We start from the raw sequence: 16,096 nt of genomic DNA, 5'->3' as shown, positions 1-16,096 counted from the left end.
ACCTTTCGCGGCACCGTCAACACGCGCCCGCTTCATAACATGGGCTCTACAGCATGAATTACCACCAGTATTATCCCGTTGATGTCGTCAACGGCCCCGGCACCCGCTGCACGCTGTTTGTCGCTGGCTGCGTGCATGAGTGCGTGGGGTGCTACAACAAAAGCACCTGGCGACTCAACTCCGGTCAGCCGTTTACGCAGGAACAGGAAGATCGGATCATCGCCGATCTCCAGGATACAGCGATCCCCCGGCAGGGAATTTCGCTGTCTGGCGGCGATCCGCTTCATCCTCAGAATGTGCCTGATATCCTGCGGCTGGTCGAACGGATACGCGCGGAATGCCCAGGCAAAGATATCTGGGTCTGGACGGGCTACGTGCTGGCGGAACTTACGCCGGAGCAGCAGCGGGTGGTCGATCTCATCAACGTGTTAGTCGATGGAAAATTTGTGCAAGATCTGAAAGATCCCGCACTGATCTGGCGCGGCAGCAGCAATCAGGTTGTCCACCGCCTGCGTTGATCGACAGGAGGCTACTGAAGCGCCTGCTGTTTACCCAGTGAACGTAATTGATCGGATTCCAGCACGGTAACCCGCGCTTTGGGCTCGGGTGAGAACGCCTGATTCAGCAACGCCTGCGCGACCGTTTTCCCCTCAATGGCTCGCCACTTTGCTGGGAACAGGCGGAACAGCGGGGCGGCCAGACTTTCTAGCGGACGGCTGTCCTCTCTTTCTCCTAGCAGCATCGACGGCTGCGCTAATGTCAGATGCTGCCAGCCTTGCTGACGCAGCGATTTTTCCGCTTCTCCCTTCACTCGCGAATAGAAGAAAGGCGACGTCGCATTCGCACTCAGCGAACTGACGACCAACAGGTGCGTCGCACCCAGCGCCAGCGCCACTTTTGATCCTTCCACCACCAGCGTGTAATCCACATAGCGGAACGCCTGCTTACTGCCTGCCGTCTTGAGCGTCGATCCCAGACAGCAAAAGGCGATGTCGACAGAGTCGGTCAATTGCGCCAGCGCGGCAGACAGATCGGGATCGTGCGGATTGATCACTTTCTCCGACGATGCCAGCGGCTTACGGGTCGGCGCATAGATCGTCTCTACCCGATTATTGGCTTTCAACAGCTCTAACAATTCGTGCCCCACTAACCCCGTTGCACCTAATAACAGTACTCGGCTCATCGGTTTTCCCCCTTGCTCTACGTCTTTCACTATCCCATCTTTTTACGTTTATGTTCTTATCTATGACACCGCTATCCCTGAAGAACGATTAGCGCTGAAGAGTCTGCTCGTCGCGCTGCCAGTGGCGTTTCTTACCAAAGCCCAGCATATTGTCCGTCATTTTGATTTCTGTCAGATCGAGTCGCCAGATCGGCGCTTGCGATGCACGGGCAATAGGGAAACGCGCGTTGTACCGTGCTCTGGCCTGCTGCGCGTCATCTCCCTCCAACTGCACCGCCTGCGCCCGAAACTGCACGCCTTTAATCAGCATCACACTCTTCGGCTGGCCGCTGACCGTGCCGGCCACCTGCGGCAACCTTGCCATGATTTCACCGTGGCGCGTCTGCAACTCTGTCATTAGATAGAAGGCTATTTGTTGATCGTCATAAGTATAGAAGCAACTCGCACACCATAATTCCGAATTTTCACCCACGCACAACGTCAGTACGTGCAACTTCTTCAAATAGCGGGAGATTGCCTCAAGATCGCTGCTTTTTTCTCTCGGTTCTTTCTGCATTACGCTGCCTCAATCCACTTTCTGAACGAACGTATCCTGCCCGACCACTAACTGCCCTTCCGCAGAATGCGGCAGCATGGTTTGCAGAGGCTGGCCGGTGTGTTTATCCAATAGCAGGGAGTGAGGTTCCCCCTCCGCAAACAGCTGCTGCTCCCCCCACTGGCGTAGCGCCACAACGAGTGGGAATAGCTGTTCGCCTTTTGGCGTCAGGATATATTCCTGATAGGCCGAGCTTTCGGAAACGGGCTGAACGGACAAAATGCCTTCCTCAACCAGGGTACGCAGACGATCGGTAAGAATATTTTTAGCAACACCCAAACTGCGTTGAAAATCGCCGAAACGGCGGCGATTGTCGAAGGCATCGCGGATAATCAGCAACGCCCAGCGATCGCCAACCACATCTAGCGCGCGGGCGACGGGACACGCATCCTCTTTCAGACTTTTGCGCTTCACCATGAATACTTCCTCTCCTTTTTCCTTTTCATCCTACCTGCCTTACCCACAGGCTGAAAACTGACCGCACGTTTTTTGGTTGCAGAATAAAACCAGAGTATTTATGCTTCAAGTGGTTTTATTTTGAAACCAAATTGAGTAATGAAAGCAAATACGATGAAAACAAGCCCTATTCATACCACGTCATCCGTCACCGAAGGCGATCTTTACAGCACGCAGATGACATTGCCGCGCGCTTTAGTTTTGCTGTTTGCCTGTGCCAGCGCCCTCAGCGTCGCCAATGTCTATTACGCACAGCCGCTGCTGGATGCATTATCGGTAGATTTTCACATCAGTATCGCTGCCGTTGGCGGCGTGATGACCGCAACGCAGCTTGGCTGTGCGCTGGCATTAATTCTGCTGGTGCCGCTAGGCGATATTCTCAATCGGCGCTATCTGATGCTCGCCCAATTGGGTGCGCTCATCATGGCGCTGATCGCCGTTGGGCTATCCACCACGCCTCTGTCTTTATTGATCGGCATGTTGGCCGTGGGCATGCTTGGCACAGCAATGACGCAGGGTCTAATTGCTTATGCCGCGACGGCTGCCGCCCCGCAAGAGCGCGGGCGCGTTGTCGGTGCTGCACAGGGCGGCGTGGTGATTGGGCTATTGCTGGCGCGCGTGCTATCCGGCTTCATCGCCGATCTAGCAGGCTGGCGCAGCGTGTACTTCTTCTCAGCGCTGCTGATGCTCCTGCTTGCCGTTCTTTTATGGCGCGCACTACCGCATCAGCCACCAGCCCGGCAACGCCCGCGCTATTCCGCGCTGCTGATTTCTATGTTGACCCTGTTGCGTAAAGAACGGGTGTTGCAAATACGTGGCGTCATCGCTTTACTGATGTTTGCTGCCCTGAGCATTTTCTGGAGCGCGTTAGTTCTGCCGCTGAGTCGCGAGCCGTATTTCTTTTCTCATACGGTTATCGGTGCGTTTGGTCTGGTCGGTATTCTCGGCGCGCTGGCGGCGGTGAAAGCGGGTTCGTTGGCCGATAAAGGGCGAGAACAGTGGGTCAGCGGCATCGCCCTGTTACTGTTGCTGGCATCGTGGCTGCCGCTGTGGCTGGCGCCCTATTCTCTCTTCGCGCTGGTGGTCGGCATCATCGTGCTCGATCTGGGCGGACAGGCCATTCACGTCACCAACCAAAGCATGATTTTCAAGACGCATCCTGATGCGCACAGCCGTCTGGTTGGCTGTTATATGCTGTTTTATAGCATCGGCAGCGGGCTGGGTGCGATGGCAACCACCGCGGCGTATGACGCTGCGGGCTGGTCAGCCGTGTGCCTCCTTGGTGCAACCGTCAGCCTGCTGGCGCTGCTTTTCTGGAAAATGACGCTGCACGTTTCGGCTCCGTCACCGACCGTATCCACACCATCGTGATAGCGAAACAACGTTTCTTGATAAAAGAACCATATTGATAAGGGAAAAAGCATGAGCGAACTGACTTTACTGGCTGATGCCGACGAGCGCGGCCGACGTTATCTGGCTGAGGCTGCACAGCGTCGGGTTTTCCCCGATGCAGATGCCATCGCGGCGCTGGCTCGTTTTGATGAAACGCTGCAGCAACAGGGCTTCTCGCCCGAAAGCACGCTGGCACTGCTGGATGACGTCGGTTCACCGGCCACCACCGCCTCCAATGGCCCGAACTATTTCGGTTTTGTTATCGGTGCCTCATTACCGGTTGCCGCCGCCTCCGAACGATTGATGATCGCCTGGGATCAGTGCGCCTCCACCTTTGATAATTCGCCGGTATCCGCCACGCTGGAACGCCTCGCCAGCCGCTGGGTGCTCGATGCGCTGAGCTTACCCAAAGAAAGCGCCGTGGGGTTCGGCACCAGCGCCACCGCCTGTACGCTTTCCTGTTTAGCCGCCGCGCGTCGTGCCCTGCTGGCAAAACAGGGCTGGGATTTTGACAACGATGGACTGAACGGCGCGCCTGAAATTAAGGTCGTGATTTCGGAACTGACGCACATCACCGTCAAGAAAGCGCTGCGCGTACTCGGCTTTGGGCTACGCCATTTACGCATCGCGCCCGTTAATGCGTTTGGGCAGATCGATGTGGTACAGCTTCCTCCGCTGGACGATCGTACGATTCTTTGTTTGCAGGCGGGCGAGGTAAACACGGGCGAGTTCGATGACTTTGCGCAGATCATCCCCATTGCGAAAGCAGCGGGTGCCTGGGTTCACGTTGATGGTGCATTCGGACTCTGGGCCAGAGCCTCATCCCACGCGGCGCTCACCGACGGCATCGAACTGGCCGACAGTTGGACAACGGATGCGCATAAATGGCTGAACACCCCCTACGACTGTGCGATGGCGATTTGCCGCGATGCGGACGTGCTGGCCGAGGCGATGAACGCAGATGCGGTTTACTCCAGTGCGGCACGCGATGCGCAGAAGAATCTGACGCTCGAATTTTCCCGTCGTCCGCGCGGCATTCCGGTATGGGCAGCACTGCGTACGCTGGGACGTGATGGCGTAGCAGAGATGGTCGAACGGCACTGCCGACAGGCGACATTCATCGCCGACGGCCTTCGTCACGCGGGTTTTGAAGTACTGAATCGGGTTGTGCTCAATCAGGTCCTGCTGCGGGGGGAAACCGACAGCCAAACGACAGCGATACGAGAGGCGCTACAGGCGTCTGGTAAAGCATGGTTTGGCGGCACCGTCTGGCAGGGGCGTCCGGCGCTGCGCATCAGCGTGTCATCCTGGCGCACGCAGGACGACAACGTGCAGGCGTTGATCGCACTGCTGACGGAGATCAAGACTCAGGCCCCACGCTGAACGAAGCCTAAAACGATGAACGCGGTATAAAACGACTATCCCCGCAAGCGCGGGGATAAAAAAAGGGACTTCATCAAATTATGCGCGCCGAAATGCGCTAGACGTAAACGCTAATACTGGAGACCTGCCCCTGAAAGCGGTTCAGCGCCTCGGCGGCACGCTGTAGGCTTTCGGTATTTTGCACTTCGCTGCGGGATGATGCGCCCGCGACACCTTGCTGAATGGTGTCGAAAACATTAATCGGCTGGAACACATTGGAAGGCGGAATGCTTCCTCCTTCGGCTCTCGGCGACGAGACAAAACCCAGCAGCGCGGACCCTTCTTCACGCCCTAACCGACCACTGCTGACAAGGCCTTCAACCGTTTCATACAGTTCAGCAGGGCTAATGCGGGTGAAATCATACCGTGTCGTCTGACCAGCAGGAACGGCACCGCTGCCCGCCTGATAAGACTGAAGCTGTTCGGACAGCGCCGCTTTCTCTGCATGCTCGGTAGAACGCTTCGCCATCACCTGCTGGCTGGCAAAAACTGACGACTCTGCGGCTTCAACTTTCATATCATCTCCTTACGGTAGCGTATGGAAGACAAAAATCATTGGCATAGCGCCTCACCGTGACGGTGGGCGCAAAAATAGCGTGCTTTAATACTGACACGCAATCCCCCATCGCGCCAGCCAGAAGCGGGATTTGAACCCGCTGATGTGGGAACACATTATAGCGCGGTGCATTATGCTGCTCTTAGCAAGAATCGCTGAACAGTCGTGTCAATCAACAAAAGCACTCACGGGAATATCGAATCGTTTAGCAAGCGCTCTCATGTGATCAAGCGTTAGAGTGCGCTCACCGTTTAGAATGCGGGATACCAGAGACTTTTTACCAATCTCAGCTTCAAAATCACTCTGCATTAGCTGATGCTGATCCATAAGGACGCGCAGTAAAGCGATACCGGCCGGGAGTGCTTTAACACGTTCGTTGAAGGCTGCAAACTCCGGTGCATCATTCTCGTATTTGTCAATTTTGGCAGTCAGCATATCGATTAGCGGACTATCAGGCTCACTCTCGATCAGGTATTCAGTGAGTTTCAGCGCATCCTCATAATCCTTACGAGAGGTGCTGCCTCCGAGGAATGGTACGATACTCGTCAGGTTGTTAGCTGCCTTGATAGCGTCTGCGTACATCATTCTTTATTCCTCCGGTAATACTCTGTCAGCCTGTCATACTCTGCATGGGATGTAATGTGCTTGATGAAGATTTTCCCCCGCTCAAAATCAGCAAAAAACATCACTCGAAGATGCCCGCCACCAATATCAATAACCCACCATTTTTCCCGGTATTTCATCCTATCTAGGCTAGGGAAACGTTTTTTCATATCGTCCGGTGTTGCATACATTTCGCGTTTGATAACCCGATATAGGTCAGCAAGTGCTGTAGCCTGATTCGGAAACTGAGTGGTTGCAGTGTCGAAAGGTGCCCGCGAAATAACATGCATCTGGATTCACTCCCTGATGTTTCCAGATTGGAAACAATATGCCGTAAATGGAACGAGTTGACAATAAGGAAACCGTTATAATCTACATCCCTGCTGTTCGGTTTATCCCCGCAGAGCGGGGAGCACGAAGCTTACATCCAGAGAGTAAGGGAGAACCTCACGCCGTTGGCGCATTGCTCGCTAGCGCGACGACGTTCTCTTGCTCTGCGGGGGCTTTGCTGGGTTTCTCTTTTTTCTTTTCCACGTAGGTCAGTTTTTCTTGGTTCTGCGCTGGCGGGGTCAGCGGGTGGGATTGACCGGTGAAGACGCCGCCTTTTTCGATGGAGAGTTCATCGGTGAAAATGTCGCCGAACACTTTGCCCTGCGCCAGAATGGCGACGACGCTGGCAGCTATGCGTCCTTCAACGTGGCCGTTGATGACGATCTGCTGCGACTTCATTTCGCCGTTGACCTGACCGGTGTGCTCCACTTTAATCGTGTTATCACACTGCACATCACCTTCTATTCGCCCTTCCACGGTGATGTTGCCATCCACGGCCAAAGAGCCCGTGATGCGCGCCCCCTGAGAAATGAAGGTGTCTTTTTTCACGCGCACAGGGTTCACTGAATTAATCAACTCGTTCGATGGACTGATAGCGGGAGAGCTGTTTATTTCACTGCGCTCTTGCGGTTCTTTTGCGTCTTTTTTGTTTTTATCGAATGAAAACATCGTGTTATTCCTTTTAACAGTATAGAAAAATGCGATCGTGGCACTTGCGGCGAGTACGGCAGCCACTCCCTGACCGTAATATCGAAGGGGAAATTCACTATAAATATCAATAAGCCAGACGATAACCAATAAAGCCCATATCGCCCATATTCCCCAAAGCAGGTTGTAATTACGCACGATCGGAACGCCGATTAAATTCAATTTCCAGGGTGGAAATATCAGGGATGGTAATACGAAGCGCTTTACGCCCACCTTCCAGATAGCGTATGTCGATCTGAACGTCAGCACTATCACCGACGTGCTGTTTAACGACAGTTTTTAATTCATCCAACATGTTATCCAAGATTTTATGAGTCATGCCATTCTCTCCTTCTTGGTATCTTCCTTGTGACAGTCATGCTGTACCGCCAAACGACATAAAGAATATCGGGCAAAAAGGTATTTTATTTAGCCCGAGTGTTCAAAAACTCGATCGTGTTCACTTTCCTTTTTCTACGCCTTGATGTCAAAAAAACATGATTATCCATACACTTAAAATATTCCTGTAACTCACAATCTCTTCCCCAGTTTATTTCCTCCCTGCTATTTTATCCTGTAGACATTCTCATAATGATATTGCTTAGCTAAACCGATTCTTCTATTTTAGCAAACAGTCTAATTATCATTGATAAGAGTAACGTTATGGCAAACAGAATTTGGGTCATGGGCGACGCGGTTGTCGATCTCATCCCGGAAGATACGGAACGCTATCTGAAATGCCCTGGCGGCGCGCCCGCCAATGTGGCGGTCGGCATTGCCAGACTCGGGGGAAACAGTGCCTTTGTTGGTCGTGTCGGTGACGATGTTTTTGGCCATTTTCTAAAAACAGTGCTGGAACAGGAAAGCGTTGATACTCGCTATATGGCGCACGACAGGCTCCACCGAACCTCAACTGTGGTCGTGAGCCTCGATGAAACAGGGGAACGCACCTTCACGTTCATGGTGCGCCCGAGTGCCGATTTGTTTTTACAGCCGGAAGACCTGCCGGTATTCAACCGGGGAGAATGGCTGCACCTCTGCTCTATCGCACTCTCGCAGGAGCCTTCGCGCAGCACCGCATTTGCGGCGATGCAGCAGGTGAAAGCCGCACAGGGATGGATCAGCTTCGACCCGAATATCCGTGACGATCTCTGGCAAAGCGAGCAGGAACTGCGCGACTGTCTGACACAGGCGCTGATGCTGGCCGACGTGGTGAAGCTATCGCGTGAAGAACTGGCCTTTCTCTGCTCAACACCGGATGTTGAAGCGGGGATTCAGCAGTTTATGCAGCGCTACCCTACCCAACTCTTGCTGGTGACGCTGGGTAGCGAAGGCGTCTGGCTGCACGATCGCCACCAGCTACGGCACTTTGCCGCGCCATCGGTGACACCCGTCGATACCACTGGCGCGGGGGATGCCTTCGTCGCCGGTTTACTGCACGGCCTGGCGCAGTATGACGACCTGTCACAGCCGCTAAGCTGGGACCCGATTATCGCGCAGGCGCAGCGGTGCGGTGCACTGGCCACCACGGCAAAAGGCGCGATGACCGCACTCCCCTATGCGCAGCAACTGCACGCCCTCCCGTAAACAAGCCCTAATCCCCTCGTTTGATACGGTTACCGCCCGGTTTTGTAGTCAGGATCACAGTTACAGAATCGGGCGAGTGAAATGTCTTGCTAACCCTTCTTTTGGCTTTTATTTTCCTCATGAAAAACCGGTTTAGCAATTTAGCTAAACATGAGAAATCCAAAAACAATAAATCTCCTTCACGACGAGAACGAAAAAATGAAACCAAGCCACCTTGCTGTGACGATAGGATTATTACTTTCCTCCCCGTTTTATGTTTCCGCTGCCAACACCGACAGTATTGAAGCCCGCCTGAACGCCATGGAACAGCGTCTGCAACAGGCTGAGGCCCGTGCTCAGGCCGCCGAAGCCAGAGCTAATGCCGCTGAAAAGCAAACCCAGCAGTTAGCCACCCGCACGACCCAAACCGAACAAAAAACCCAGCAGGTGGAACAGCGTACAACGGCGCTGGCCAAGCAGAAGTCGTTCGCTGATGGATTTGAATTCCACGGCTACGCGCGTTCTGGCTTGTCGATCAATGATTCTGCCACCAGTTCCAAAACCGATATCGGGCCGGGCATGTCCCCTGCCGGTCAGACTGGCGGACATATTGGTCGTTTAGGCAATGAAGACGACACCTACGTCGAGATCAAACTGGAGCACAAACAGAAGCTGGATAACGGCGCAACCACCCGCTTCAAAGTGATGATGGCGGACGGTCAACGCAGCTATAACGATTGGACGGCGGCTACCAGCGACCTGAACATTCGTGAAGCGTTCGTCGAGCTGGGTTCACTGCCAACCTTCACCGGTGCCTTTAAGGACACCACGCTGTGGGCAGGTAAACGCTTCGATCGCGATAACTTCGATATTCACTGGCTGGACAGCGACGTGGTCTTCCTCGCGGGTACCGGCGGCGGGATCTATGACGTGAAATGGGCGGACAGCGCCAAGAGTAACTTCTCGCTGTATGGCCGCAGCCTCGGTGAAATTACCTCGCTGGATAACGACATCAAAAACTATGTCTTTACCGCAAATAACTACGTCGGGCCATTCCAGTTCATGCTGAACGGGTTAACCGCCAAGAACAACGATGTAAAAGAAAACACGGGTACCAGCCGCGATAGCACTGTCGTCACCAACACCAACGCTGGCGACAAAGGTTATCACGCGATGGTGGCTTACCACGGCGACAGCTTCTATGGCTTACGCGACGGGACATCGAAAACCGCGATCCTCTACGGTCACGGTCTGGGCGGTGAAGTGAAGAACATCGGTGCTGACGGCAACCTGACTAACGATGCCAACACCTGGCGCTTTGCGACCTACGGCACAACGGCGCTGAACAAGACCTGGAGCTTCGCGCCGTCCATTCTGGCGCAAACCAGCAAAGACCGTTACGTCAACGGCGATAGCTACGAATGGGTCACCTTTAATGCGCGTCTGATTCAGGAAATCACCGAAAACTTTGCACTGGCCTATGAAGGCAGCTATCAATACATGGACCTCGATCCGCGCGGTTATCGGAGCCTGAATCAGGTGAGCGGCGGCTTCTACAAGCTGACCTTTGCACCAACGTTCAAGGTCGGCGATATCGGTAACTTCTTTAGCCGCCCTGAACTGCGCGTGTTTGCCAGCTACATGGACTGGGATAAGCGACTGGATAACTACTCCAGTGAAGATACCTTTGGCTCCACCGGCTTTAAAGCAGGCGGCGAATGGAACTTCGGTATCCAGATGGAAACCTGGTTCTGATAATTGGCCAGCCTTAGCGTCGGTTACGCTGTGACCGACGCTGAAGAAACCGCATATAGAGAGGAATAACATGGATATCAACGCTACTGCCGCCGCACTCATCCCCCTTCTCGGCGGGAAAGAGAATATAGCCAGTGCTGCCCACTGCGCGACTCGTCTGCGTCTGGTACTGAATGACGACAGTCTGGCTGACAAGAAAGCGATCGAGAACGTCGATGGCGTTAAGGGCTGCTTCCAGAATGCCGGACAAATGCAGATCATTTTCGGCACCGGGCTGGTTAACAAGGTGTATGCCGAATTCATCAAAGCGGCAGGCATCAGTGAATCGAGTAAATCCGAAGCGGCCTCTATTGCCGCGAAAAAACTGAACCCGCTGCAACGTCTCGCGCGTCTGTTATCGAACATCTTCGTCCCTATCATGCCGGCGATTATCGCGTCCGGTCTGCTGATGGGGCTGCTCGGCATGATCAAGACCTACGGCTGGGTCGATTCCAGCAGCGCGATCTTCGTCATGCTGGATATGTTCAGCTCCGCGGCATTTATTATCCTGCCTGTTCTGATCGGCTTTACCGCCGCGCGGGAATTCGGCGGCAACCCTTATCTGGGCGCGACACTGGGCGGTATCCTAACGCATCCAGCGTTGACCAACGCCTGGGGCGTCGCCGGTGGTTTCCAGACCATGCATTTCTTCGGCATGGACATCGCCATGATCGGCTATCAGGGCACCGTGTTTCCGGTTCTTCTGGCCGTCTGGTTCATGAGCATCGTGGAAAAACGCCTGCGTAAGGTCGTACCGGACGCACTGGACATCATCGTCACACCGTTCCTGACCGTCATCATTTCCGGCTTTGTCGCCATGCTGCTCATCGGGCCTGCTGGGCGTGCGCTGGGCGATGGCATTTCTTTGGTTCTCAGCACATTGATTGCTCACGCGGGTTGGTTGGCCGGTTTGCTGTTCGGTGGCCTCTATTCCGTCATCGTCATCACTGGCGTTCATCACAGCTTCCATGCGATTGAAGCCGGACTGCTTGGCAACCCGAATATCGGCGTCAACTTCCTGCTGCCAATTTGGGCGATGGCGAACGTGGCGCAGGGCGGCGCATGTCTGGCGGTATACTTCAAAACGCGTGATGCCAAAACCCGAGCGATTGCCGTTCCTGCCGGGCTTTCTTGCCTGCTGGGCATCACGGAAGCCGCGATATTTGGTATCAACCTGCGCTTCATTAAACCGTTCCTGGCAGCACTGGCAGGCGGTGCGCTCGGTGGCGCATGGGTGGTCTTCAATCACGTCAACATGACGGCCGTCGGGCTGACCGGTTTTCCGGGACTGGCGATTGTGCAAGGGGGCTCAATGCTTAACTACCTGATTGGGATGTTAATTGCGTTCGGTGCCGCCTTTATCCTTTCCTTACTGCTGAAATATAAAACGGATAGCGAATAATGAAGGAAGTCCACTTACTAAAGCGCATGGCGCACGCCCTGATGTCAGGCCATTCACGGAAACAGGAAGATCCGTATCGCCCGGAATGGCATCTGTCTCCGAACGTTGGTCTGCTCAACGATCCGAACGGATTTATTCATCACAACGGGCGTTACCATCTGTTTTATCAGTGGAATCCTTTAGCCTGTGCCCACGGAGCGAAATTCTGGGGGCACTGGAGTTCCGCCGATCTGGTGAACTGGACGCATGAACCCGTCGCGCTGGTACCGAGCGAAAGCTATGAAAGCCACGGCTGCTACTCTGGTTCTGCCGTGGTGGATCATGGCGCGATCACGCTGATTTACACCGGTAACGTGAAATACGATGACGGTTCACGTACCGCGTTTCAGTGCCTCGCCCGTGAGAATCCTAACGGTGAATATGACAAGCTGGGAGCAGTTTTGACGCTCCCCGACGGCTACACCGGCCACGTTCGCGATCCCAAAGTGTGGCGTCATGACGACCACTGGCACATGGTGCTCGGCGCACAGGATCTCGATCTGCAAGGTAAAGTGCTGCTCTACCGTTCTGCCGATCTGCTGGCGTGGGAGAAGATCGGCGAGATCGCCGGTTCCCGTCTGGGCGGACTCGGTGATTTTGGCTACATGTGGGAGTGCCCGGACCTGTTCCCATTGGATGGCAAAGACGTCCTGATTTGTTGCCCGCAGGGGGTTCCCGCCGAAGAGGAACGCTACCTGAATACCTTTCAGGCGGGCTATTTCATTGGCTCACTCAATTACGAAAACGGCACGTACCCACATCAGAATTTCCACGAACTGGATCTCGGCTTTGAGTTTTACGCACCGCAAACAACATTGAGTGAAGACGGGCGACGCCTGCTATTCGGCTGGATGTCGATTCCTGACGACAATGAGTTTTTTGAACCCACGATCGAACAGGGCTGGATCCATACCATGACCTGTCCGCGTGAACTCACGCTGCATGGCGATCGCGTTTATCAACGTCCTGCGCGTGAACTTCAACAACTACGCAGACAGCATTACACCTGGCAGGGTGCCGCAGACTACGCGTCTTCACTTCACGCTAGCAGTGCAGAAATCCTCATCACCGTGCAGGGGGAATTCCAGTTCAACCTCGCCTCCCAGCTGGTTCTCTGTTGGGACGGTGAGCGCGTGACGCTGAGCCGACGTAACCGCCGCACAGGCGAGCCCGAACATCGCTACTGGCGCGGTGACCTGAGCCAATTGCAGATCCTGTGCGATCGCTCCAGCGTTGAAATTTTTATCAACGACGGTGAAGCCGTGATGTCTGCACGCTATTTCCCAGAAAGCGAAGCAACCATGACATTCAGCGGCTCTGGGCGATTAACGCTACAGCACTGGCTGTTAGCGCCATGCGTGATAGAATAACTTTCCTTTTTTCTGATAGCAGACCTCGCGGTGAAACCGACTAAACGCATAACAATCAGTGACATCGCCGCGCTGGCCGGTGTATCAAAATCCACCGCCAGTCTGGTACTCAACGGACGTAGCAAAGAGTTTCGCGTTTCTGATGAAACCCGCGACCGCATTTTAGCCGTCGCGCACGAACAACGTTATCAACCCAGTATTCACGCCCGTTCGCTGCGTTCCTCACGCAGCAACACGCTGGGGCTGGTGGTGCCAGAAATGACCAACTACGGCTTTGCCGTGATTTCCCGCGAGTTGGAAATGCTGTGCCGTGAAGCAGGCCTACAGTTGCTGATTGCCTGCACCGACGAAAATGCCAGTCAGGAGATGATGGCGGTCAACAGTCTGGTACAGCGTCAGGTCGATGGCCTGATTGTCGCTTCCAGCCTGTTAAGCGATGTCGAATATCAGAAAATTAATCAGCAGTTGCCCGTCGTACAATTTGACCGGGTGATTGGTGATTCCACGCTGCCCATGGTGATTTCCGAAGCGGTAGAATCCACGGCGGAAATGGTCGAGCGCATCGCCCGTCAGCATCGTGATGAGTTCTATTTCCTTGGTGGCCAGCCGCGAATTTCCCCGACTCGCCACCGTCTGGAAGGCTTCCAACTTGGACTCACGCGCGCGGGCATTGATTGCCAGCCAGAGTGGATTATTCACGGCAGCTATCACCCTAGCGCGGGTTATGAAATGTTTGCTCAACTGTGTGCAACGCTGGGTCGTCCGCCAAAAGCGCTGTTTGTTGCCGCCTGTGGCCTGATGGAAGGCGTGCTGCGTTATATGAACCAGCATAACCTGATGGAAAGCGGCATTCGACTGTGCTGCTTTGACGATCACTATCTGTTTGATTGCTTACCGCTGAAGATCGATACCGTGGCGCAGGATTGTGAGAATCTGGCGCGCAACAGCTTTGAAATGATTACGAGTTTGATTGCACAACAGCCGCTTGAAGAAGATCGACGCTATATCCCGACGCGTATTCACTGGCGTCATCCTGACTCGCGGGCGTAGGCCAAAGCGGCCAGCCATATCACCCAGATGTAAACCTACAAGCGTAAAAAAAGGAATGCGGTTTGAACGTTCACCCCGCATTCCTTCTTACAACACAACCGCCAGCCGTTATTTAGCGGCAGCGGTTTCCGCACCGACCAGACCCACCTTGAGGTAGCCCGCCTTACGCAGTGAATCCATCACGCTCATGATGGTTTCATAATCGACGCTTTTATCGGCCTGAAAGAAGATAGTCGTTTCTTTGTTGGCACTGGTTTTTGCATCCAGTACCTGAGCCAGAGACTGCTCATTAATCGCCTCTTCCCCCAGGAACATTTGCTTATCCGCTTTTACCGTCAGATAGAGCGGTTTTTCCGGTCGCGGCTGCGGTGCTGCCGATGAAGCCGGCAGATCGACACGAATATCTACCGTTGCCAAGGGGGCCGCTACCATGAAGATAATCAGCAGAACCAGCATGACGTCAATGAACGGCGTGACGTTAATGTCATGCATTTCACCGTCATCACTCACGTCCTCCTTCAAATGCATCGCCATGATTAACCCACCCGCAGTTTATGCGCTGCTGAAGACGCCCGGTTATCGTTGCTGGCAGCCACGTCGAGATCGCGACTTTGCAGCAGCAGCACTTGTGCAGCGACATCACCGACCATCGCTTTGTAGCCAGCAATCGAGCGTGCAAAGACGTTATAGATAACCACCGCAGGAATTGCAGCAACCAGACCGATCGCCGTTGCCAGCAGGGCTTCTGCGATCCCCGGCGCAACGACTGCCAGGTTAGTGGTTTGCGTCTGCGCGATACCGATGAAGCTGTTCATGATGCCCCATACCGTACCGAACAGCCCCACGAACGGGGCAACCGCGCCGACCGTCGCCAGATAGCCATTACCACGCCCCATGTGACGCCCGGTAGCCGCCACGCGACGTTCCAGACGAAACGCAGTGCGCTCTTTAATTCCGTTGTTGTCATCAGAACGTGCGGAAAGCTCCAGTTCGTTCTGCGCATCGACCAGCAGTTGCTGTGCAACGCTGCCAGCTTTGAACGCCTCTGCGGTTTCCAGCGCGTCGTCCAGCGTTTTCGCCTCTTCCAACGCCAGATACTCACGGCGCAGACGACGTTTCGCGCCAGACATCTCGACGCTTTTACTGAAGAAGATCGCCCAGGTAATCACGGAGGCCAGCAGCAAACCGATCATCACCGTTTTCACCACGGCATCGGCGTGCTGGTACATACCCCAGACGGACAAATCGGTTTTCATCAGGTTATTGGTGCCCGGTGCCGCACTGGCAGGAAGCGTGAGCGCTGATGTCGGGGCTTGTGCATCAGTCGTCACAGGATCAGAAGGGGACGCAGCAGCTGGCTGCGCGGCTGGCGCTGCATTCTGTGTCGACAACGGCGTCGTTGCCGGAGCCGCAAACGCATTTCCACTTAGTCCCGCCGTACACAGCAGGATAACCAGCACGCTACGGGAAAATGCGCTGAACGCGCCACGTTTTTTTTGCCAGGTTGATAACACCTGTTGAGTTGTATTACTGACAGCCGTCTTCACGCTGTGCCTCCACCATTCATTCTGTACAATACCTGCACATACCCGCAGGTATAATGCCGCAATAACGCAGCCTGAAATGATACCAAACCCTGAACGAATTGATA

18 protein-coding genes are annotated in these 16,096 nt (G+C 54.4%); 8 read left to right on the top strand and 10 right to left on the bottom strand.

All coding sequences use genetic code 11. The features are described from left to right. Positions 1–53 precede the first annotated feature (53 nt). On the top strand, positions 54–518 hold the full coding sequence (gene nrdG / locus EIP93_RS02080) for an anaerobic ribonucleoside-triphosphate reductase-activating protein (protein ID WP_039470412.1): 465 nt from the start codon (positions 54–56) through the stop codon (positions 516–518). An 11-nt stretch (positions 519–529) separates the two neighbouring features. Here the strand turns inward: nrdG and EIP93_RS02075 are convergent, their stop codons facing one another. The 3 genes from EIP93_RS02075 to EIP93_RS02065 form a co-directional block, all read right to left on the bottom strand. After that, positions 530–1,183 (bottom strand): Rossmann-fold NAD(P)-binding domain-containing protein, encoded by a 654-nt coding sequence (locus tag EIP93_RS02075; RefSeq protein ID WP_125232196.1) that lies wholly within the window; start codon positions 1,181–1,183, stop codon positions 530–532. An 88-nt stretch (positions 1,184–1,271) separates the two neighbouring features. Next, positions 1,272–1,739: a YhbP family protein gene (locus EIP93_RS02070; RefSeq protein ID WP_125232195.1), complete on the bottom strand. Its 468-nt coding sequence runs from the start codon at positions 1,737–1,739 to the stop codon at positions 1,272–1,274. Positions 1,740–1,748: 9 nt separating this feature from the next. Continuing rightward, positions 1,749–2,195 carry a winged helix-turn-helix transcriptional regulator gene (locus EIP93_RS02065; protein ID WP_040031897.1) on the bottom strand — a complete coding sequence of 149 codons (447 nt, stop codon included), beginning with the start codon at positions 2,193–2,195 and terminating at the stop codon, positions 1,749–1,751. 153 nt (positions 2,196–2,348) lie between these two features. Between EIP93_RS02065 and EIP93_RS02060 the strand changes: the two genes are divergently transcribed. Both EIP93_RS02060 and EIP93_RS02055 read left to right on the top strand, forming a co-directional pair. Beyond that, positions 2,349–3,605 carry an MFS transporter gene (locus EIP93_RS02060; protein ID WP_125232194.1) on the top strand — a complete coding sequence of 419 codons (1,257 nt, stop codon included), beginning with the start codon at positions 2,349–2,351 and terminating at the stop codon, positions 3,603–3,605. Between the two features lie 51 nt (positions 3,606–3,656). Continuing rightward, entirely contained in the window at positions 3,657–5,009 is a 1,353-nt protein-coding gene (locus EIP93_RS02055) for a pyridoxal phosphate-dependent decarboxylase family protein (RefSeq protein WP_125232193.1), read from the top strand. A 97-nt stretch (positions 5,010–5,106) separates the two neighbouring features. Here EIP93_RS02055 and EIP93_RS02050 read toward each other — a convergent pair whose 3' ends face one another. The 5 genes from EIP93_RS02050 to EIP93_RS02030 form a co-directional block, all read right to left on the bottom strand. Beyond that, positions 5,107–5,565: a hypothetical protein gene (locus EIP93_RS02050; protein ID WP_039470406.1), complete on the bottom strand. Its 459-nt coding sequence runs from the start codon at positions 5,563–5,565 to the stop codon at positions 5,107–5,109. A gap of 207 nt (positions 5,566–5,772) precedes the next feature. Then, complete coding sequence (locus EIP93_RS02045) at positions 5,773–6,189, bottom strand: helix-turn-helix domain-containing protein (protein WP_125232192.1); 417 nt, start codon at positions 6,187–6,189, stop codon at positions 5,773–5,775. Further along, positions 6,186–6,497 carry a type II toxin-antitoxin system HigB family toxin gene (locus EIP93_RS02040; protein ID WP_095993506.1) on the bottom strand — a complete coding sequence of 104 codons (312 nt, stop codon included), beginning with the start codon at positions 6,495–6,497 and terminating at the stop codon, positions 6,186–6,188. Before EIP93_RS02040 ends, EIP93_RS02045 begins: the two co-directional genes overlap by 4 nt. Before the next feature lie 157 nt (positions 6,498–6,654). Further along, positions 6,655–7,206 carry a bactofilin family protein gene (locus tag EIP93_RS02035; protein WP_125232191.1) on the bottom strand — a complete coding sequence of 184 codons (552 nt, stop codon included), beginning with the start codon at positions 7,204–7,206 and terminating at the stop codon, positions 6,655–6,657. Between the two features lie 169 nt (positions 7,207–7,375). After that, positions 7,376–7,564: a hypothetical protein gene (locus EIP93_RS02030; protein ID WP_039555433.1), complete on the bottom strand. Its 189-nt coding sequence runs from the start codon at positions 7,562–7,564 to the stop codon at positions 7,376–7,378. Positions 7,565–7,887: 323 nt separating this feature from the next. On the opposite strand from EIP93_RS02030, the gene EIP93_RS02025 reads away from it, so the two are divergent. The 5 genes from EIP93_RS02025 to EIP93_RS02005 all read left to right on the top strand — a co-directional run bounded on the left by EIP93_RS02025 (position 7,888) and on the right by EIP93_RS02005 (position 14,445). Further along, positions 7,888–8,811 carry an aminoimidazole riboside kinase gene (locus tag EIP93_RS02025; protein WP_125232190.1) on the top strand — a complete coding sequence of 308 codons (924 nt, stop codon included), beginning with the start codon at positions 7,888–7,890 and terminating at the stop codon, positions 8,809–8,811. 198 nt (positions 8,812–9,009) lie between these two features. Continuing rightward, the gene (locus EIP93_RS02020) at positions 9,010–10,545 is read left to right on the top strand and encodes a carbohydrate porin (protein WP_116362402.1); all 1,536 of its coding nucleotides are present in this window, start codon (positions 9,010–9,012) and stop codon (positions 10,543–10,545) included. Between the two features lie 70 nt (positions 10,546–10,615). Then, a complete protein-coding gene (locus EIP93_RS02015; RefSeq protein WP_103861604.1) occupies positions 10,616–11,986 on the top strand; it encodes a sucrose-specific PTS transporter subunit IIBC in 1,371 nt (456 codons plus the stop codon). Then, complete coding sequence (locus EIP93_RS02010) at positions 11,986–13,395, top strand: glycoside hydrolase family 32 protein (protein ID WP_125232189.1); 1,410 nt, start codon at positions 11,986–11,988, stop codon at positions 13,393–13,395. The genes EIP93_RS02015 and EIP93_RS02010 overlap by 1 nt, the downstream gene beginning before the upstream one ends. A gap of 30 nt (positions 13,396–13,425) precedes the next feature. Next, a complete protein-coding gene (locus tag EIP93_RS02005) occupies positions 13,426–14,445 on the top strand; it encodes a LacI family DNA-binding transcriptional regulator (RefSeq protein ID WP_103861606.1) in 1,020 nt (339 codons plus the stop codon). 108 nt (positions 14,446–14,553) lie between these two features. Here EIP93_RS02005 and exbD read toward each other — a convergent pair whose 3' ends face one another. Both exbD and exbB read right to left on the bottom strand, forming a co-directional pair. Beyond that, entirely contained in the window at positions 14,554–14,979 is a 426-nt protein-coding gene (exbD, locus tag EIP93_RS02000) for a TonB system transport protein ExbD (RefSeq protein ID WP_039354753.1), read from the bottom strand. Positions 14,980–14,981: 2 nt separating this feature from the next. Next, positions 14,982–15,992, bottom strand: a complete 1,011-nt coding sequence (gene exbB, locus EIP93_RS01995) for a tol-pal system-associated acyl-CoA thioesterase (protein WP_103942119.1) — start codon at positions 15,990–15,992, stop codon at positions 14,982–14,984. Between the last annotated feature and the right edge of the window lie 104 nt (positions 15,993–16,096).

The organism is Pectobacterium versatile (assembly GCF_003932035.1).
GTDB lineage: Bacteria > Pseudomonadota > Gammaproteobacteria > Enterobacterales > Enterobacteriaceae > Pectobacterium > Pectobacterium versatile.
The sequence above is the reverse complement of the archived record's forward strand: the minus strand, read 5'-3'. Positions and strand labels throughout refer to the sequence as shown.